At 58.2% G+C, this 20,311-nt stretch carries 8 protein-coding genes, 2 tRNA genes and 3 rRNA genes; 1 reads left to right on the top strand and 12 read right to left on the bottom strand.

Going from position 1 to position 20,311, the window contains the following annotated elements:
• Positions 1 to 98: 98 nt before the first annotated feature.
• Positions 99 to 1,046, top strand: coding sequence for a LysR family transcriptional regulator (locus ABFB52_RS04625; RefSeq protein ID WP_039772937.1), 948 nt, complete (start codon positions 99 to 101; stop codon positions 1,044 to 1,046).
• Here ABFB52_RS04625 and ABFB52_RS04620 read toward each other — a convergent pair.
• The 12 genes from ABFB52_RS04620 to ABFB52_RS04565 form a co-directional block, all read right to left on the bottom strand.
• A complete protein-coding gene (locus ABFB52_RS04620; protein ID WP_170844893.1) occupies positions 1,043 to 1,543 on the bottom strand; it encodes an OmpA family protein in 501 nt (166 codons plus the stop codon). The genes ABFB52_RS04625 and ABFB52_RS04620 overlap by 4 nt on opposite strands.
• Complete coding sequence (locus ABFB52_RS04615) at positions 1,543 to 2,811, bottom strand: diguanylate cyclase (protein WP_085746836.1); 1,269 nt, start codon at positions 2,809 to 2,811, stop codon at positions 1,543 to 1,545. Before ABFB52_RS04615 ends, ABFB52_RS04620 begins: the two co-directional genes overlap by 1 nt.
• Positions 2,808 to 3,383: a YfiR family protein gene (locus ABFB52_RS04610; RefSeq protein WP_085746835.1), complete on the bottom strand. Its 576-nt coding sequence runs from the start codon at positions 3,381 to 3,383 to the stop codon at positions 2,808 to 2,810. The genes ABFB52_RS04615 and ABFB52_RS04610 overlap by 4 nt, the downstream gene beginning before the upstream one ends.
• Before the next feature lie 119 nt (positions 3,384 to 3,502).
• Positions 3,503 to 5,611, bottom strand: coding sequence for an exodeoxyribonuclease V subunit alpha (recD, locus tag ABFB52_RS04605; protein ID WP_102718593.1), 2,109 nt, complete (start codon positions 5,609 to 5,611; stop codon positions 3,503 to 3,505).
• The gene (gene recB, locus ABFB52_RS04600; RefSeq protein ID WP_129972426.1) at positions 5,608 to 9,297 is read right to left on the bottom strand and encodes an exodeoxyribonuclease V subunit beta; all 3,690 of its coding nucleotides are present in this window, start codon (positions 9,295 to 9,297) and stop codon (positions 5,608 to 5,610) included. Before recB ends, recD begins: the two co-directional genes overlap by 4 nt.
• A complete protein-coding gene (gene recC, locus ABFB52_RS04595; protein WP_129972427.1) occupies positions 9,294 to 12,746 on the bottom strand; it encodes an exodeoxyribonuclease V subunit gamma in 3,453 nt (1,150 codons plus the stop codon). Before recC ends, recB begins: the two co-directional genes overlap by 4 nt.
• 154 nt (positions 12,747 to 12,900) lie before the next feature.
• A 5S ribosomal RNA gene (gene rrf / locus ABFB52_RS04590) occupies positions 12,901 to 13,016 on the bottom strand.
• Between the two features lie 150 nt (positions 13,017 to 13,166).
• A 23S ribosomal RNA gene (locus ABFB52_RS04585) occupies positions 13,167 to 16,057 on the bottom strand.
• Positions 16,058 to 16,295: 238 nt separating this feature from the next.
• Positions 16,296 to 16,371 (bottom strand) — tRNA-Ala (locus tag ABFB52_RS04580).
• 10 nt (positions 16,372 to 16,381) lie between these two features.
• A tRNA-Ile gene (locus tag ABFB52_RS04575) sits at positions 16,382 to 16,458 on the bottom strand.
• Between the two features lie 123 nt (positions 16,459 to 16,581).
• Positions 16,582 to 18,118 (bottom strand): 16S ribosomal RNA (locus ABFB52_RS04570).
• Together the 16S, 23S and 5S rRNA genes with 2 tRNA genes alongside form the textbook arrangement of a ribosomal RNA operon.
• Positions 18,119 to 18,751: 633 nt before the next feature.
• Positions 18,752 to 20,245: a CoA-acylating methylmalonate-semialdehyde dehydrogenase gene (locus ABFB52_RS04565; RefSeq protein WP_129974074.1), complete on the bottom strand. Its 1,494-nt coding sequence runs from the start codon at positions 20,243 to 20,245 to the stop codon at positions 18,752 to 18,754.
• Positions 20,246 to 20,311 lie beyond the last annotated feature (66 nt).

Genomic DNA, 20,311 nt, shown 5'->3' with positions numbered 1-20,311 from the left:
CTTGAGATGAGGCGTGTGTCACGAATTGGTTGTCGGACTGTTTTTGGAGTATAGATGTGCAAACTTCTAATAAGAACGCACATATAAGCCCGTCCATCATGCAAAAAAACATCACGTCTCTAGGTTCGCTGAACTGGGACGACCTCAAGTTTTTCCTCGAAGTCGCCCGTACCCGCAAGGCCAGCACGGCGGCCAAGCGCCTGGCGGTCGACTACACCACCGTGTCGCGGCGGATCAGTTCGCTGGAAGCGGCGCTCGGCACTTTGCTGTTCGAAAAGTCGCGTACCAGCGGTTTCGTACTGACTGCCGAAGGCCAGCGCCTGCTGAGTTATGCCGAGTCGATCGAAAGCACGCTGCACATGGCCTGCGAGCAGGTGTCAGGCTCCGGCGTCGCGCTGTCCGGGCATGTGCGCATGGGCTGCACCGAAGGTTTCGGCAGCTTCTTCATCACCCCGCAACTGAGCCACTTCGTCGACGCCTACCCGGCGATCTCGGTGGACATCCTGCCGCTGCCGCACTTCATCAGCCTGTCCAAACGCGAGGCCGACATCGTCATCGCCCTCGAACGCCCGGAACACGGGCCGTACGTGTGCTGCAAACTCTGCGACTACCGCTTGCAGCTCTACGCGACCCAGGAATACCTCGACAAACACCCACCGATCCGCCGACCCGCCGACCTGGGCAAGCATCAATTCATCAGTTATGTGGATGATCTGGCGTTCAGCTCGGAGCTGCTGTATCTGGCGAACGTGTTGCCCGGCGCCAGCGCCAATTTGCGCAGCACCAGCGTGATCGCGCAGTTCGTGGCGGCGCAGCAGGGGCGCTCATTGGCGATTCTGCCGTGCTTCCTCGCGGCACAGGATCCGCGCCTGCTGCCGGTGTTGCCGGAGGAAATCGACATCACCCGGCAGTTCTGGATGTACTGCCGGGAGGATCTGCGCAAGTTGAAGCGGATCACGTTGCTGTGGGATTACATCCGTGAGGTGACAGAGCGCAATCAGGCGCTGTTGATGGGTGAGACCCGCGAAATGCAATTCGCCGATTAATCGGCGCTGACCACAATCGACACCCGGCGGTTTTCGGTGCGGCCGGCGGCGGTGTCGTTCGAGGCGACCGGTTCGCGGCTGCCGAGTCCTTGCAGCTGGATGTTCTCTTCTTTCATGCCGACCGAGGTCAGCACTTTGCCGACGCTTTTCGCGCGACGCAGAGACAGCTGCTGGTTGTAGGTTTCCTTGCCCGAAGCATCGGTGTGGCCATCGACCCGCACGCGCTCGATGCCGACACCCAGCAACGCTTTGCCGATGCGCTCGACGATTTCGGTACTTTGCTGGTTCAGGCTTTCGACATCGCTGCCAAACAGCACTTTGCCCGACAGGCCGAACTCCCAGCCATCATCGGTCAACTCGAAGCCTTGCTGCTTGAGGACCGCAACCTGGGCGGGCGTCAGGCCTTTTTGCGGGGCGGTCTGGCAACCGGTCAGGGCCAGCATGGCCGTCAGCAACAGGGTGGAAAACAGTCGAAAGGAAAGTGAGAACACGGGCATCAGCTCCTGGTTTGAACGGGATCGACCGGGTGCTCCGACCCGGCCGTGGATTGGGCGCCGCGCGACAAACGCTTGGCTTGATACATCGCGGCATCGGCCGCATCGAGCAAGGTGCCGGGCGTGACGCCATGATCGGGGTAAACCGCGATGCCGATACTGAGCGACGTCACGACACTGCTGTCGCCCGGCAGCGCAATCGGGGTGTCCATGCTGGCGAGGATCTTGTCGGCAATGCGCTCGGCGTCTTCGGTCTTGTGCAAGGGCGTGAGCAGAACGGCGAACTCGTCACCGCCCAGACGCGCCACCAGATCCTCTTCACGCAACTGCGCCCGCACCCGATTAGCCACCGCCACCAGCACCGCGTCACCGGCGGCATGACCGAAGTTGTCGTTGATGTCCTTGAAGCGGTCGCTGTCGAGAAACAGCACCGCCACGCGCTCGTTGAGTTTGTGGGCGCTGCGTAGCGCACGGATCAGGCGGCCTTCGAAAAAGGCCCGGTTCGGCAAGCCGGTGAGACTGTCGTGGCTGGCCTGGTGGGCGAGGGTTTCGTTCTCGCTTTGCAGGTGGGTTTGCCAGTCTTCGAGTTCATCGAGCAAGGCATTGAAGTCATTGCCGAGGTTGTCCAGTTCGGCAATCTTCGCCCGTGGCACCCGTCGATCCAGTGCCCGCTCGCTGCGGGCCGCATGCGCCACCGCCGCCAGGCTGTGCAACGGGCCGATGATCCTGCGCAACTGACGCTGCGCCAGATAGAGCGCGACCCAGGCGCTGATCGCCGTGCAGAGAATGATCCCCGCCAGACCGCTCAACAGAAAGCGCATCAGGCTGCCGCCGTGGCCGATCAGTAAAATGCGCCCGATCTCGCGATCCTGATGCTGAATCGGCAGGTTGATGGGTTTTTCCAGAATCACTCGCGCGACCTGCATCTCCAGCTCGGAAATCAGGCCGTTCTCCGGACGCTGCCAGCGCGCGAGCAATTGGCCCTGAGTGTCCAGCACCTGGGCATCGGCCACTTCTTCGGTCGAGGCGATCAACGCCAGCGCTTCGGTCGCGGCGGCCTTGTCGTTGAACACCACGGCGGCTTCCACGGTGTAACTGATCGAGCGGGCGATCAAGTGCAGGTTGTGATCGGCATAGACCCGCAGCGCCAGCACCCCGAGCAGCGTCAGCGACACGCTGGCCATTGCCACGGCGACCAGCGCCACAATCAGGTTGCCACGGCCGATGACCGAGCCGAGGGTCGGGCGCCCTGTGGATTTGTCGCGTCTCATGGCACCGCCGGTTTGCGGCGCGACAACTGCAGCACGCTGGGATGAATGCGCACACCGCTGCGGGCAACGGAGTCGAGATTGACCTCGAACGACACTTGTTCATCACCAACCCGCAGGCAGAACAGGCTACCGACCGTGCATTGATCGCCGCCTTCGCTGATGCTCAGCACCGGATGGCCGATCAGGGACGCGAACAGCCGGCTGCGTTCGTCGGTCGTAAGCTTACCGATGTAGACCGCGTCGCACTCGCTGACGATGGCCGGATTGTCGGCCAACAGTCGACGCACGATGACCGGACGGCCCGTGGCCTGGGTCGTGCCCTTGACCAGGTCGTCGGTGTATTCGGTCGGGCCGACGATGCACAAACGTAATTGCGCCGGCTCTACCGGCCAGCGCGCGTAACTGAGGATACCGAGGACAACCTGGGTGACGGATTTGGCCCGCTGTTCGGCCATGCCCGTCGGGGGTTGAGCCTGGGCAGCGGCCACACCCGTGAGCAAACAGAGCACACCGGCAAGCAACGCCCGCTTGCAGCCAACTACGCGCTCTGTCGCCCAGACAGCCACCTTCATGCAGGGATTCTCTTGGATCGTTACGAAATGATGCCGCAACGATAGCACAGGGTTGGAACACCAGCGATACAGCGACCTCTGACCGGTCGATCAATTATCGGCGGCAATCGAAGGCACCTTCATCCTTTATGCGGCGCCCCTTCTTCCAGTTCCAGCATCAGTCCACTCAGGCGCTTCACCTTGCGCTGCACCGCTTCTTCAAACACGCCGCTCCGAGGTTCGATCAAGGTGAACCAGTCCTTGGCCCGGGTAATTCCGGTGTAGATCAGCTCCTTGGTCAACACGGGATTCAGGGCGTCCGGCAGGATCAACGCGGTATGGGCAAACTCCGAGCCCTGCGACTTGTGCACGGTCATCGCATAGACGGTCTCGACATCGTTGAGCCGGCTCGGCAGCACGAAACGCACCCCGCCGCGCCCGTCGTTACGCGGGAACGCCACTCGCAACACCGACTTGCCGGCATCCGGGCCATCGCGCTCGGGCAATTTCAGGGCGATACCGATGTCACCGTTCATCAGCCCCAGACCGTAGTCATTTCGGGTCATCAGCACCGGCCGGCCTTCGTACCATTGCTGATCACTTTCGATCAGCCGCGCTTTGAGTAACGCGTCGGTGATGCGCTGGTTCAGCCCCTCGACACCCCACGGCCCTTTGCGCACTGCGCACAACAACTGGAAGGTATCGAAGGCCCGCAGGACGTCACGCGCCCAGTCGACCCAGCCTGAATGTTCGAGCGGCGTTCCAATCGCCGGACGTCGATCGCGCAAGACGCTCAGATAATGTCGATAACCGTGAGGGCCTTCGCCGTGTCCATCGAGCACCAGGTGCTCAAGTTTCCGGTCGTGCTCGTTCTGAAGCGGCAACGAAAACACATCTCCATGAGTCTTGGCTTCCAGCAACCGCCGAGCCTCGTCCGGGAGTTGCTGATTCACCCGCCGCGCCAGTTGGCCGATGCCGCTGCCCTCGCCGAAACGCCGCGAGTGACGCAACATCACCACTTGCTGGGCCAGCGGGTGCGAACCGTCAGTGCCTTCGTGCAAGCCGCTGTCCTGCAGGGATTCGCCGCTTACACTCTCCAGCCACTGGCGGGTCTGCGGACTGTACCAACCGGCTTCGGCATCGCGGCACAAATCTCCCAGCACCGCACCAGCCTCCACCGAGGCCAGTTGATCCTTGTCGCCCAGCAACACCAATCGGGCATGAGGCGGCAAGGCATCGAGCAGGTTGGCCATCATTTCCAGGTCGATCATGGACGCTTCATCGACCACCAGAACGTCCAGGGGCAGACGGTTACCGGCATGGTGGCGAAAGTGCCGCGTGCCGGGACGACTGCCGAGCAGGCGGTGCACCGTGGTCACCTCGGTCGGGATTTTTTCCCGGACGCTGTCAGCGACCTTCAGCGATTGCACCTGCTGACTGATGGACTCGGTCAGCCGCGCCGCCGCTTTACCGGTAGGCGCCGCGAGCCGAATGCGCAATGGTTGATGCGCCTCGACCGCAGGTGCCTGGAGCAACGCCAGCAAACGGACCACCGTCGTCGTCTTGCCGGTACCTGGACCGCCCGTGATGATGCTGAAGGCACTTCGGGTGGCCAGGGCGCAGGCGAGTTTCTGCCAGTCGATGACATCCGCACGCTGCGCTGGATCGAACAGCTCGTCCAGCCGCCGTGCAAGATCGGATGGTGTCGCTTCCTGCTCCGCGAGCCGCTGACGCAGTGCGCTGTCGATACGCCGCTCGTAGGCCCAATAGCGCCGCAAGTACAAGCGCTTGCCGGACAACACCAGCGGGCGTTCCTGCGACGACGCACTTTCGTCGGCGGCCAGTGCCACCAGCGAACTGCCGGCCAGTACCTTGCACCAGTGCGCTCCGTCGAGGGTTTCGAGCAGTTGCGATGGCAGCAGCAACACGCCGGGTTGTGCATCCCCCTCTGGCGGTAGGGACAAAGCGAAATCCGGCGCCTTGAGGGTTTCGAACAGATCCAGACAGACATGACCATGGCCGAGCTGGTGACTGGTCAATGCGGCGGCGAGCAACACCAGCGGATCGACATCGGGTGCCAACTCATGAAGAAAGGCCACGAATGCCTTGTCCAGTGCCCGCAACCAGCCACGCTCGACCCATTGGGTCAGCAACAGCAACAGATCATCGGCACGGGTCAGGGGCGTCAGTTGCGCGAGGCTGTCGGCGGTCAGCGGCGTTGGCAGCAGGTCGGCGAATGTCCGGTTCATAGCAATACTCCCTGTTCCCACGCGGGCTCGGCCTTGGGTTGCGGTTTGCCCTGGAACATCAAGTCCAGACGCTCGATCAGCGCCCTTGGTGGTCGCGCGAAGTAAACGCCACCGCCAGGGGCCCGTGTCCCGCGCAGGAACAGATACAACGCGCCGCCGATATGCCGGTCGTAGTCGTAATCGGCGAGCCGCGCCTTGAGCTGACGATGCAGTGCCAACAGGTACAGCACGTATTGCAGGTCATAACGGTTGTCGAGGATCGACTGCTCCATGGCCCGCTCGGTGTACGCAGCGTCATCGACGCCCAGCCAGTTGGATTTGTAATCGGCCACGTAGTAACGACCCTCGTGCTCGAACGTCAGGTCGATAAAGCCTTTGAACATGCCATTGAGCTGCACCGCTTCGGCACCGACCCGGGCCACGCCGTTGTGGGTGAACTGACGCACCTGTTCGTCGAGCTTGAGCACGTCGACTTTGTGGCTGGCAAACCAGAACTCCATCTCGACCCGATACTGCTTCAATTGCTCAAGCACCACTGGCGGTTGGTCGAGCCCTGCGGGCAGTGGCAGTTTGAGCAAGTGTTGCAACCAGTCGCCGAGGGTGGTGATCCAGCCCTCCCAACCCCGTCGATTGCAACGCCGGGCGATCGCATCATCGAGCGACTCACGGGTGACCGCGAAGCCCTCCTCACCCGCCCACTCGAGCAAACCGTGAAGAAACGTTCCCGGATTCGGTCCGCGAGGGAAGCGGTGAATGTCGGCCCCGCCGGCGAAGATCTCGCGCGGAGCTTCAGGATCGAGGCGTTCGTCGTCGAACAGCTTTTGCGCTTGCGGACTGTCGGGGGCTTCGTCGTTGCCAGCGCTTAGCACGTCACTGATGCGCAAGGCACTGTACGAAGCGATCCACCAGTTCTCGCTGGCCCTGCGGCTCGGTAAAAGGGTGGCACGCAGCTTGGCTTCGTTACGCGGAGGCTGGTACTCCTCGCTGGTGGCCGCCGGCATTTCAACAACGCTCAGCGCCGAACAATCCTGTTGCAGATCGTCCAGCCAGCGAGCCAATCCGCTGGATTCACCCAACGTTGCGCCACCGCCCAACAGATAGCCCAGCGCAGAAAGATGCAGTACCGAGCTGCTGTGGTTACCGCGCTTGAGATCCGTCACCCCGAGCCAGCACGCATGTTGTGCGCGAGTCAGCGCGACGTAGAGCAAACGCAGATCCTCCGCCAGGCGCTCGTTGTCCGCCAGGGCGATCAGTTCGGCGTCGGGCTTCAGACTGATGCGGGCCTTGCCGGACTCATCGTGGTAATGCAGCGGCAATCGACTGCCATCCACGGGTTTGGCCGAGCAGATGAAAGGCAGGAACACCAACGGGTATTCAAGCCCTTTGGACTTGTGAATGGTCACGACCTTGACCAGTTGTTCGTCGCTTTCAAGACGCAGGATCTGCTCTTCACCTGCCTGCCCTGACAGCGCCAGATGCTCGGCCAGATGACGGATCAGTGCCTGCTCGCCATCGAGTTCCGACGCGGCCTGTTGCAACAACTCCGACAGATGCAACAGGTTGGTCAGCACCCGCTCGCCATCACTGCGGGCAATGAGCATCTGCGGCAGTTGAAAGTCGTGCAGCAGGCGCCGCAACATCGGCAGCACCCCTTGCTTGCGCCAGAGCTCACGATAACCTCGGAACTGCATGACCCGGGTTTCCCAGACCAACTCGTCCTGATTCAGACGTTCCAGCTCAGCCAGCGGCAGGTTCAGCGTGATGCACGCCAGCGCCGCTTTCAGGGAGCGTTCGACATCCGGCTCGGCACACGCCTTGAGCCACGACAGCAGGTCATGGGCTTCCTGAGCGGCAAAGACCGAGTCCTTGTCCGACAGATAAACGCTGCGGACTCCGCGCGCTGCGAGCTCACCGCGTACCGCCTGCGCCTCTTTACCGTCGCGCACCAGGATCGCAATGTCCGCTGGCCGCAGTCCACGCCAATCCTCGCCGTCCTGCGCAAACCCGGCACGACCGGTTTGCCCGCCATTGAGCAGAGTCGTGATCTCACTGGCGCAGGCCGCCGCCAACTGCTGGCGATAAACCGCCCCGGACAGTGGTTTGTCGGTGGATAAATGCCAGATGTTCAGCGCCGGTATGTCCAGCCCGGATACCTGCAAATGTTCTTTACGACCCTGAGCCTCCACAGGCTGGAACGGCACCGGGTTATCGCCACTTTTCTCTCGGAACAGAAATGCTCCGCGCCCTTGCTCACGGGACTCGGCACGTTCGAAAACATGGTTGACCGCACTGACCATCCCGTGACTGGAACGGAAGTTGGTGCCCAGGGTATGCAGGCGTCCGGTTGTGGCCTGGCGGGCTCGCAGGTAGGTGTAGATGTCCGCGCCACGGAAGGCATAGATCGCCTGCTTGGGGTCGCCAATCAGGAACAGCCCGGTCTCGGGGTTATTCTCTTCAATGCGATAGATGCTTTCGAAGATCCGGTACTGCACCGGGTCCGTGTCCTGGAACTCATCGATCAGTGCGACCGGGAACTGCTCGCGGATGAGCGTGGCGAGCCGCTCCCCACCGTCGGATTGCAAGGCCGAGTCCAGACGCAATAGCATGTCGTCGAAACCCATTTCGGCTCGACGGCGCTTCTCGTCTTCAAAGCGGGCACCGACCCATTTGGCAGCATGCTGCAGCACGGCCGCATCGGGCGTCGGCAAATTGTCGAGGCTCGACTTGAGCACAGGCATGGCATCCAAGCCCGGGTGACTCGGCGGCTCGCCCTTCCAGGCTTCAGCCATGCCCTCCGGCGTGAGCCTGGCGAACCCGGTGCCGATATCCAGTTGCTCGAACGACTCGTCCTCGGCCCAGGCCTTGAGCTTTTCGAACCAGGGTTCGAAATAGCGAGCTTGCATCTTGCGCCCGTCCACGGTTTTGTTGGCGACGCCCTGATGACAGATCGCGAGCAACTCATCGGCCCACTGCCGCCATGGTCCCTTCAACTCCACCAATGCCGCACGGCGTTCCTGCAGGCATTCTTCGATCAGCTCGGAGGGGGTCTTGTCAGAGTCCGCTTCGCGCTCGGTGCCAAACAGCCCACGCACTCGCGGTAACAGGGCCGCCGGACCTCCCCAGTGACTGCGGACCCAGCTCAATGCATCGCCCTGCATCGGATAGCAGAACAGCCGCCAATAATCGCGCAGCACTTCGCCGAGCAGGTCGCTGTGATCGGTTTCCAGGGTCTGGGTAAACAGACTGCCGCTGTCGAACGCATGCTCGCGCAACATTCGCTGACACCAACTGTGGATCGTCGAAACGGCGGCTTCGTCCATCCATTGCGCGGCGATATCCAGGCGGTTCGCGCAACCGGGCCATTGTTGCGGATCGAACTCTGCACGCAGTTCATCGATCAGCGCATCAGGGGGAGGCGTCTCGTCACGAAAGAAACGGGCGGCCTCGGCCAGACGCGTGCGTATACGTTCGCGCAGTTCTTTGGTGGCCGCGTCGGTGAAGGTCACCACGAGAATCTGCGGGGGCAACAGCTCTCGACCGAAACCACTCGCCTCGCCTCCGTGGCCGAGGATCAACCGCAGATACAACGCCGAAATGGTGAACGTCTTGCCAGTGCCCGCACTGGCTTCGATTAGCTGACTGCCTCTTAACGGGAATGCCAGGGCGAGCGGCTGTTGGTTGCTCATGCGCCTGCCTCCTCTTGGGTCCATGAACGCCACGGTGCCTCAAGCAGAGGGCGATACAGTGCATCACACCAACCGGAGAATGTTTCATCCGCCTGCAATGCATCGAAGTCGACGAATTGTCGGGACAGAGCCGGGCTTTCGCGACGCTCGCCTTCGCTGGTCTGACCATCCCCCTCATAGGCTTTACGGGCAGCCGCTTCAGCCTTGACCGGATCGGTCTGGGCCAGCCATGCAAAAGCCGTTTTTACCGCGACTGGCAGCGGCTGGCACATGCCCGTCTGCCAGGCGAGCAGCAGATCCTCGAGAATTCGCCCCGCTCGAGTCTGTTCCAGAGGTTCAAGAAGGAGCGTGTCATCACTGGCCACCAGTGCGGTCGTCAGGGAGAGTCCACTGGCGCACGCGACGAGATGGCTGACCCAGGGCTTGGTCATGCGATGCCATTTGCGGCTCTTGATCGAGCCTATGCTGTTGGGGATTGTTGTGACCGACAGTACGCCGCCATCGGCGCGCCGGTGCAAACCGCCTAGCCATCCTTCAAGGCGCAGTTCCTGCCATTCAAAATTGATCGGTAGCGCGTTGGTTAGCGGTGTCGGCCATAACGCCAACAGCTGTTGATATCGTTGCAACAAGTCTGGCAAAGGCTCGATCAACTCTCGTTGAAGGCATTCACCGAACCCGGCCATGGGCAGCAGTCCGCTGTTCTGCAGGCGTCGGGCTTGAGACTCGAGCGCCTGATCAACATTGTCCGGGTGTCTCAAGGCTGCCCCGAGCAAGCTGTCGCTGAGCATGTATCGCTGCAACGCATCCAGCACAAAGGGTTCCTCGTCAGCCTGAGGTACCTGCGCCGCTTCAAAGTAAACCTTGAGTCGCTGAGTGAAAAAGTGTCGAACCGGATTGCGCAGGAAGTCCTGCAGCAGCTCCAGACTCAACGGTTCCTCCTGAACATGGGGGGCAAGCATTGTTGCGACGTCATTCTGCTCGTGATGCTGATGCAGCACTTGCCATTCGCTGGCATAGCTGAACAGTTTGTCTTCCTCATGGAAGTAGCGCGAACTGAATGGCTGCAACGGATGCTCCTGAGTCATGGCAATCAGAAGATCTTCGTTGTCGTCGACCGATCGCCATCCATTGGCGAGATGATCGCGCAACTGGCCGATCAACACAGAGGCTGGCCGCTCGCTGTTGTCGCGAATGCTGCGGCCCACCCAACTGATGTAAAGCTGATGACGGGCGGACAAGAGCGCTTCGAGCAGAAGATAGCGATCATCCTCCCGACGGGATCGATCTCCCGGCCGGTAGTCGCTGCCCATGAGATCGAAGTCCAGCGGCGGTTGAGCGCGTGGATAATCGCCATCGTTCATTCCCAACAGGCAAACCAGCTTGAACGGGATCGCGCGCATCGGCATCAGTGTGCAAAAGTTCACGGCACCGGCCAGGAAGCGCTGCGACAGACGCCCCTGATCCAGTCCCGCCAGCCAGGCCTCGCGGACGACGGTCAGTGGCAGCTCGTCCAGCAGAGCGACGGTTTCACAAGTTTCCAGCCAGGTTTCGCGCAACTCCTCGAGTTGAGCCAGCAGATAGTCGTCATGCTCATCTTCAGGCTTGAAAAACAGCTGCATCAACGCCTGAAGCCGATGTCCCCATTCCTGCGGTTGCGCGGGTTTCATCAGTTGCTGATGCGAGAGTTCCAGTGCATCCAACAACGCTACCAACGGGCCGATCAACGCGGCATCGAGACCACCGATTTCATCGTAGGGTTCGATATCCCCACAGGCTCCGGAACTGCCGACGGCATAGCCGAGCAGCATCCGACGCAGGCCGAAGCGCCAACTGTTTTGCTCCAGTTCGTCGGGCAATCCCAGTTCGGCCCGTTGCCCGGCATCGATGCCCCAACGTACGCCGGCCCCTTCGATCCAGCGATGCAGAGTCGGCAAGTCTCGCTCCTGCACACCAAACCTGGCGCGTAACGCAGGAACGTCGAGCAGGTCGAGAATTTCACTGACGGGGAAACGACTGTCCGGCAGCTTGAGCAGATGCTCGACAGCGATCAGTAATGGATCCCGTCCGCGCTGCCCCTGATCGGCCATGGTGAAAGGAATGAAGCGTGGATCCTGACGATCCAGTTGGCCAAATACGGCGCGGATATGCGGCGCATAACTATCGATGTCAGGCACCATCACGATCACATCGCGAGGGCGTAATTGAGGGTTGGCACTGAAACGGGCCAGGAGTTGGTCGTGGAGAATCTCCACTTCGCGCTGGGCGCTATGAGCTATGTGAAAGCGGATCGAATCGTCTTGAGTCAGATCGACTGCCGGCCAGAGCGTTCGAGTCTCGCTGAGCGGCCGCAGCTCCAGAATGTCGTCCTGTAACTGATTGAGCATGTTCTTCGGCTGGTTTTCGCTGAACAGATCGATACGTCCATTGCGAAATGCTGCGCGATAGCTGTCCGGCTCGTCGTAGCTGTCGAGAAGGTTGATGTAATCGCGACCTTGCTTGCCCCACGCTGCGAGGAGCGGGTGAGCATGTTGGTGGAGCGATTCCGAATCCAGCACCACAGGCATGCCGTTTTTTCGGGCCTGCCGCTTGTACTGATGACGCAAGAGATCCTTGTCGGCAACGATATCGGCCCAGTGATAACGACAGGGGTTATGGACGCACAATAAAACCTGGCTGAAACGAGACAACCCGGCCAATGCTTCCAGTACCTGGGCGGGCAACGAGGAAATTCCGAAAACGATCACTCGCTGTGGAAGTCCGGTCGGTGCGCGTTCAAGACTGTTGATGCGCTCCATGAACCGCTGGTGCACGCCCGCGCGACTCTGGGCCATGCCTTGCTCGCCCACATCGTCCAGCAGAGCGCGCCACAATTCTGCCTGCCAGCAACTGGTCGGCGAGAGCGGCTTCGCTTCACCTCTTACATTTCGGAGTTGATGATGCCCCTCTGCCCAGTCCTCAAGCCAATCAGCGCGGTAAACCTGGTATTGGTCGAAGAGGTCTGCCAGACGTTCGGACAACTGGTAGCGTTTGCGCAGATCACTGTCATGGGTGAGAAAGCGTTGTAGCGGTTCGAAATGCGGACGGGTGATGACCTGTGGCAACAGGCGCATCAGACGCCAGGTCAACGGTGCCTTGTCGAGCAGCGACTTTGCCGGAATTTCCTCTCGTCCCAGAACCATCCGGTAAAGCTGCCACATGAAACTGCCCGGCAGTTGCACATCAATAGCGGCGGCGATACCACAGCCGCCGGAGTCGTCCTCTTCAGGGTCCTCAGCCAGTGCCAGCTTGAGCCATTGAGCGATGCCGTTGCTCTGTACGAGCGCGATTTCGTTCTCCAGGGGAGCCAGTGGATAGCGCCGCATGATGCTGATCACAAGGCTGCGCAGTTCATCCAGGCTGTTGCTCTGAACGACCATGAATGCAGCGTTGAGGGACTGGGTGTCCGGCATGAAGGCTTCCTTGGAAAAGTACAAAAGCTAGGGCTGAACCTTAGCATTGTCGGCCGGCGGCGACAGCCGCAAGGCGGCTGAGAATGCTGTAAGAACTTTCCTGCGGGCAAAACAAAACCCCAACTGCTTTCGCAATTGGGGTTTCGGAATTTAATCTTGACGATGACCTACTCTCACATGGGGAAACCCCACACTACCATCGGCGATGCATCGTTTCACTTCTGAGTTCGGGATGGGATCAGGTGGTTCCAACGCTCTATGGTCGTCAAGAAATTCGGGTACTGAGTCGTGGCCAGAGGGCCTCGCTTCAGCAAATTGGGTATGTGACAGCTAGGTGTTTTGTGAGCGTCGAACTTTCGGTTCATTTTCGTCTTCACACACCGCAATCTGGCCTTTCGACTCAAATTGCTTGGGTGTTATATGGTCAAGCCTCACGGGCAATTAGTATTGGTTAGCTCAACGCCTCACAGCGCTTACACACCCAACCTATCAACGTCGTAGTCTTCGACGGCCCTTCAGGGAACTCAAGGTTCCAGTGAGATCTCATCTTGAGGCAAGTTTCCCGCTTAGATGCTTTCAGCGGTTATCTTTCCCGAACATAGCTACCCGGCAATGCCACTGGCGTGACAACCGGAACACCAGAGGTTCGTCCACTCCGGTCCTCTCGTACTAGGAGCAGCCCCTCTCAAATCTCAAACGTCCACGGCAGATAGGGACCGAACTGTCTCACGACGTTCTAAACCCAGCTCGCGTACCACTTTAAATGGCGAACAGCCATACCCTTGGGACCGGCTTCAGCCCCAGGATGTGATGAGCCGACATCGAGGTGCCAAACACCGCCGTCGATATGAACTCTTGGGCGGTATCAGCCTGTTATCCCCGGAGTACCTTTTATCCGTTGAGCGATGGCCCTTCCATACAGAACCACCGGATCACTAAGACCTACTTTCGTACCTGCTCGACGTGTCTGTCTCGCAGTCAAGCGCGCTTTTGCCTTTATACTCTACGACCGATTTCCGACCGGTCTGAGCGCACCTTCGTACTCCTCCGTTACTCTTTAGGAGGAGACCGCCCCAGTCAAACTACCCACCATACACTGTCCTCGATCCGGATAACGGACCTGAGTTAGAACCTCAAAGTTGCCAGGGTGGTATTTCAAGGATGGCTCCACGCGAACTGGCGTCCACGCTTCAAAGCCTCCCACCTATCCTACACAAGCAAATTCAAAGTCCAGTGCAAAGCTATAGTAAAGGTTCACGGGGTCTTTCCGTCTAGCCGCGGATACACTGCATCTTCACAGCGATTTCAATTTCACTGAGTCTCGGGTGGAGACAGCGCCGCCATCGTTACGCCATTCGTGCAGGTCGGAACTTACCCGACAAGGAATTTCGCTACCTTAGGACCGTTATAGTTACGGCCGCCGTTTACCGGGGCTTCGATCAAGAGCTTCGCGTTAGCTAACCCCATCAATTAACCTTCCGGCACCGGGCAGGCGTCACACCCTATACGTCCACTTTCGTGTTTGCAGAGTGCTGTGTTTTTAATAAACAGTCGCAGCGGCCTGGTATCTTCGACCGGCGTGGGCTTACGCAGCAAGTGCTTCACCCTCACCGGCGCACCTTCTCCCGAAGTTACGGTGCCATTTTGCCTAGTTCCTTCACCCGAGTTCTCTCAAGCGCCTTGGTATTCTCTACCCAACCACCTGTGTCGGTTTGGGGTACGGTTCCTGGTTATCTGAAGCTTAGAAGCTTTTCTTGGAAGCATGGCATCAACCACTTCGTCGCCTAAAGGCAACTCGTCATCAGCTCTCGGCCTTAAGATCCCGGATTTACCTAAGATCTCAGCCTACCACCTTAAACTTGGACAACCAACGCCAAGCTGGCCTAGCCTTCTCCGTCCCTCCATCGCAATAACCAGAAGTACAGGAATATTAACCTGTTTTCCATCGACTACGCTTTTCAGCCTCGCCTTAGGGACCGACTAACCCTGCGTCGATTAACGTTGCGCAGGAAACCTTGGTCTTTCGGCGTGGGTGTTTTTCACACCCATTGTCGTTACTCATGTCAGCATTCGCACTTCTGATACCTCCAGCAAGCTTCTCAACTCACCTTCACAGGCTTACAGAACGCTCCTCTACCGCATCACTTACGTGATACCCGTAGCTTCGGTGTATGGTTTGAGCCCCGTTACATCTTCCGCGCAGGCCGACTCGACTAGTGAGCTATTACGCTTTCTTTAAAGGGTGGCTGCTTCTAAGCCAACCTCCTAGCTGTCTAAGCCTTCCCACATCGTTTCCCACTTAACCATAACTTTGGGACCTTAGCTGACGGTCTGGGTTGTTTCCCTTTTCACGACGGACGTTAGCACCCGCCGTGTGTCTCCCATGCTCGGCACTTGTAGGTATTCGGAGTTTGCATCGGTTTGGTAAGTCGGGATGACCCCCTAGCCGAAACAGTGCTCTACCCCCTACAGTGATACATGAGGCGCTACCTAAATAGCTTTCGAGGAGAACCAGCTATCTCCGAGCTTGATTAGCCTTTCACTCCGATCCACAGGTCATCCGCTAACTTTTCAACGGTAGTCGGTTCGGTCCTCCAGTCAGTGTTACCTAACCTTCAACCTGCCCATGGATAGATCGCCCGGTTTCGGGTCTATTCCCAGCGACTAGACGCCCTATTAAGACTCGCTTTCGCTACGCCTCCCCTATTCGGTTAAGCTCGCCACTGAAAATAAGTCGCTGACCCATTATACAAAAGGTACGCAGTCACAGAACAAAGTCTGCTCCCACTGCTTGTACGCATACGGTTTCAGGATCTATTTCACTCCCCTCTCCGGGGTTCTTTTCGCCTTTCCCTCACGGTACTAGTTCACTATCGGTCAGTCAGTAGTATTTAGCCTTGGAGGATGGTCCCCCCATATTCAGACAAAGTTTCTCGTGCTCCGTCCTACTCGATTTCATGACTAAGAGACTTTCGCGTACAGGGCTATCACCCACTATGGCCGCACTTTCCAGAGCGTTCCGCTAATCTCAAAGCCACTTAAGGGCTAGTCCCCGTTCGCTCGCCACTACTAAGGGAATCTCGGTTGATTTCTTTTCCTCAGGGTACTTAGATGTTTCAGTTCCCCTGGTTCGCCTCTTGCACCTATGTATTCAGTACAAGATAACCATCTTGTGATGGCTGGGTTCCCCCATTCAGACATCTCCGGATCAAAGTCTGTTTGCCGACTCCCCGAAGCTTTTCGCAGGCTACCACGTCTTTCATCGCCTCTGACTGCCAAGGCATCCACCGTATGCGCTTCTTCACTTGACCATATAACCCCAAGCAATCTGGTTATACTGTGAAGACGACATTCGCCGAAAATTCGAATTTCTCAACTAAGAGAACTCACAAATTTTACCTTAGCCTGATCACCACCAGTGAAAGTGGCCATCAGTCTATCTTTCTATCACATACCCAAATTTTTAAAGAACGATCTAATCAAAAGACTAGAAATCAATATTCAGTTCGAATATTCATTTCTAAACTCTCAAACTTTCGAAGCAGTTTATGGTGGAGCCAAGCGGGATCGAACCGCTGACCTCCTGCGTGCAAGGCAGGCGCTCTCCCAGCTGAGCTATGGCCCCATAACAAAATTGGTGGGTCTGGGCAGATTCGAACTGCCGACCTCACCCTTATCAGGGGTGCGCTCTAACCAACTGAGCTACAGACCCAATTTCGAGCTTGTAACTGCTAGCTGTGAGCTATCAGCTTGGAGCTTAAAGCTGCTTCTATCGTCTTCTTCAATGAATCAAGCAATTCGTGTGGGAACTTATGGAGCAGCTGATGTCGTCGATTAAGGAGGTGATCCAGCCGCAGGTTCCCCTACGGCTACCTTGTTACGACTTCACCCCAGTCATGAATCACACCGTGGTAACCGTCCTCCCGAAGGTTAGACTAGCTACTTCTGGTGCAACCCACTCCCATGGTGTGACGGGCGGTGTGTACAAGGCCCGGGAACGTATTCACCGCGACATTCTGATTCGCGATTACTAGCGATTCCGACTTCACGCAGTCGAGTTGCAGACTGCGATCCGGACTACGATCGGTTTTATGGGATTAGCTCCACCTCGCGGCTTGGCAACCCTTTGTACCGACCATTGTAGCACGTGTGTAGCCCAGGCCGTAAGGGCCATGATGACTTGACGTCATCCCCACCTTCCTCCGGTTTGTCACCGGCAGTCTCCTTAGAGTGCCCACCATTACGTGCTGGTAACTAAGGACAAGGGTTGCGCTCGTTACGGGACTTAACCCAACATCTCACGACACGAGCTGACGACAGCCATGCAGCACCTGTCTCAATGTTCCCGAAGGCACCAATCCATCTCTGGAAAGTTCATTGGATGTCAAGGCCTGGTAAGGTTCTTCGCGTTGCTTCGAATTAAACCACATGCTCCACCGCTTGTGCGGGCCCCCGTCAATTCATTTGAGTTTTAACCTTGCGGCCGTACTCCCCAGGCGGTCAACTTAATGCGTTAGCTGCGCCACTAAGAGCTCAAGGCTCCCAACGGCTAGTTGACATCGTTTACGGCGTGGACTACCAGGGTATCTAATCCTGTTTGCTCCCCACGCTTTCGCACCTCAGTGTCAGTATCAGTCCAGGTGGTCGCCTTCGCCACTGGTGTTCCTTCCTATATCTACGCATTTCACCGCTACACAGGAAATTCCACCACCCTCTACCATACTCTAGCTCGCCAGTTTTGGATGCAGTTCCCAGGTTGAGCCCGGGGATTTCACATCCAACTTAACGAACCACCTACGCGCGCTTTACGCCCAGTAATTCCGATTAACGCTTGCACCCTCTGTATTACCGCGGCTGCTGGCACAGAGTTAGCCGGTGCTTATTCTGTCGGTAACGTCAAAATTGCAGAGTATTAATCTACAACCCTTCCTCCCAACTTAAAGTGCTTTACAATCCGAAGACCTTCTTCACACACGCGGCATGGCTGGATCAGGCTTTCGCCCATTGTCCAATATTCCCCACTGCTGCCTCCCGTAGGAGTCTGGACCGTGTCTCAGTTCCAGTGTGACTGATCATCCTCTCAGACCAGTTACGGATCGTCGCCTTGGTGAGCCATTACCTCACCAACTAGCTAATCCGACCTAGGCTCATCTGATAGCGCAAGGCCCGAAGGTCCCCTGCTTTCTCCCGTAGGACGTATGCGGTATTAGCGTTCCTTTCGAAACGTTGTCCCCCACTACCAGGCAGATTCCTAGGCATTACTCACCCGTCCGCCGCTGAATCCAGGAGCAAGCTCCCTTCATCCGCTCGACTTGCATGTGTTAGGCCTGCCGCCAGCGTTCAATCTGAGCCATGATCAAACTCTTCAGTTCAAACATCTTTGGGTTTTTAAGAAACCCTAAACTTGGCTCAGCAATCGTTGGTTACATCTTTGATTTCTCGCGGAGTAACTTGTGATGCTGATAATCTTGTTGACTATCAGTCTGACTCCACAAGCACCCACACGAATTGCTTGATTCAGTTGTTAAAGAGCGGTTGGTTAAGATCTTTCGTCTCAACCGAGGCGCGCATTCTACAGCAGCCTCATTTGCTGTCAAGTGATTATTTTCAGAAGCTTTCGAAGATTTCTTCAACAACTTCAACCACTTGCGCTTCCGATCTCTCGTTAGCGGGAGGCGAATTCTACAGCGTTACACGCTGCTGTCAACACCTCTTTTTCTCCGCTTTCGACCGAGAAGATCGAACCGTTGAAAGCGCCGAACAAGTCGACATTTCCAACTGCTTCCAGGCTTCGATGAACTGAAGCGACCCGCTTTCGAAACCTACTTAACTCATTGAATCTCAGGGAGTTTTCCGTTTCGACTGTGCCGGAAGTGGGGCGAATTATAGAGACTCAGAATTTGCCGTCAACCCTTATTTTCATAAATCTGTCATATCGGTCAAAAAAGCCCCGAAACGCGAAGGCCGACCTTAAAAGGTCGGCCTTCGTTGCACTGCCCTTCTACTTACAAGCTAGGGAAAGCGAATTGCGAAGCCTCATGGCTCGCACGCTGCGGCCAGCGCTGGGTGATCGCCTTGCGACGGGTATAGAAGCGCACACCATCCGGACCATAGGCATGCAGATCGCCGAACAGCGAACGCTTCCAACCACCGAAGCTGTGGTAAGCCACTGGCACCGGCAATGGAACGTTGACGCCGACCATGCCGACTTCGATCTCGTCGCAGAACAGACGCGCCGCTTCACCGTCACGGGTGAAGATGCAAGTGCCGTTGCCGTATTCGTGATCGTTGATCAGTTGCATCGCCTCTTCCAGGCTGTTCACCCGGACGACGCACAGCACCGGCCCGAAGATCTCTTCTTTATAGATACGCATCTCAGGAGTGACGTTGTCGAACAGGCAGCCCCCCAGGAAGAAGCCTTCTTCATGACCGGCAACGCTCAGACCACGACCGTCGACCACCAGGGTCGCGCCCGCCGCCACGCCGTCTTCGACATAGCCGCTGACCTTGTCGCGCGCCTGACCGGTGACCAGCGGCCCCATGTCCAGACCGCAAGAAGTGCCGGCACCGATTTTCAGCGCCTTGATCTGTGGAACCAGTTTGGCCACCAGTGCGTCAGCCACCTGATCGCCCACACACACGGCTACCGAAATCGCCATGCAGCGTTCGCCGCAGGAACCGTAAGCCGCGCCCATCAGCGCGCTGACTGCGTTGTCCAGATCCGCATCCGGCATCAGCACCGCGTGGTTCTTCGCGCCGCCCAGTGCCTGAACGCGTTTGCCGCGCTTGGTGCCTTCGGCATAGATGTATTCGGCAATCGGCGTCGAACCCACGAAGCTCAGCGCTTTGACTTCCGGCGCTTCGATCAGCGCGTCCACCGCAGTCTTGTCACCGTTCACCACGCTCAGCACACCTTTCGGCAGACCGGCTTCCAGCAGCAACTGAGCGATCAGCAGGGTCGAGCTTGGATCACGCTCGGACGGTTTGAGGATGAAGCAGTTGCCGCAAACGATCGCCAGCGGATACATCCACAGCGGCACCATCGCCGGGAAGTTGAACGGCGTAATACCGGCCACCACGCCCAGCGGCTGGAAGTCCGACCAGGCGTCGATGTTCGGGCCGACGTTGCGGCTGTACTCGCCCTTGAGGATTTCCGGCGCTGCGCAGGCGAACTCGACGTTTTCGATACCACGCTTCAGTTCACCGGCAGCGTCTTCCAGGGTCTTGCCGTGTTCTTCGCTGATCAATTGCGCGATGCGCGCTTCGTTCTGCTCCAGCAGTTGCTTGAAACGGAACATCACCTGGGCACGTTTGGCCGGTGGCGTGTTGCGCCAGGCCGGGAACGCAGCCTTGGCGGCGTCGATGGCGTGCTGGATGGTTTCGCGGCTGGCCAGTGGCAGCTTGTGGATAGCCTGACCGGTGGACGGGTTGAACACATCGACCGCGCGACCGTTCTCGGTCACCAGTTCGCCATTGATCAAATGCGGGATAACGCTCATCGGGGAACTCCTGAATTCTTGTGCGCAGACGCCCGGAAGGGCGCCTGCTATTGGCGTATCTATATA

The sequence above is a fragment of the Pseudomonas sp. 9.2(2024) genome (assembly GCF_039695385.1).
In the GTDB taxonomy this organism is placed as follows: domain Bacteria; phylum Pseudomonadota; class Gammaproteobacteria; order Pseudomonadales; family Pseudomonadaceae; genus Aquipseudomonas; species Aquipseudomonas paraglycinae.
This window is presented reverse-complemented; position numbering and strand designations above follow the sequence as displayed.

Coding starts and splice junctions, on each gene's coding strand:
- recB (WP_129972426.1), bottom strand. CDS start 9,297: ATGAGCAACCAACAGCCGCTCGCCCTGGCATTCCCGTTAAGAGGCAGT.
- ABFB52_RS04565 (WP_129974074.1), bottom strand. CDS start 20,245: ATGAGCGTTATCCCGCATTTGATCAATGGCGAACTGGTGACCGAGAAC.
- recD (WP_102718593.1), bottom strand. CDS start 5,611: ATGAACCGGACATTCGCCGACCTGCTGCCAACGCCGCTGACCGCCGAC.
- recC (WP_129972427.1), bottom strand. CDS start 12,746: ATGCCGGACACCCAGTCCCTCAACGCTGCATTCATGGTCGTTCAGAGC.
- ABFB52_RS04610 (WP_085746835.1), bottom strand. CDS start 3,383: ATGAAGGTGGCTGTCTGGGCGACAGAGCGCGTAGTTGGCTGCAAGCGG.
- ABFB52_RS04615 (WP_085746836.1), bottom strand. CDS start 2,811: ATGAGACGCGACAAATCCACAGGGCGCCCGACCCTCGGCTCGGTCATC.
- ABFB52_RS04620 (WP_170844893.1), bottom strand. CDS start 1,543: ATGCCCGTGTTCTCACTTTCCTTTCGACTGTTTTCCACCCTGTTGCTG.
- ABFB52_RS04625 (WP_039772937.1), top strand. CDS start 99: ATGCAAAAAAACATCACGTCTCTAGGTTCGCTGAACTGGGACGACCTC.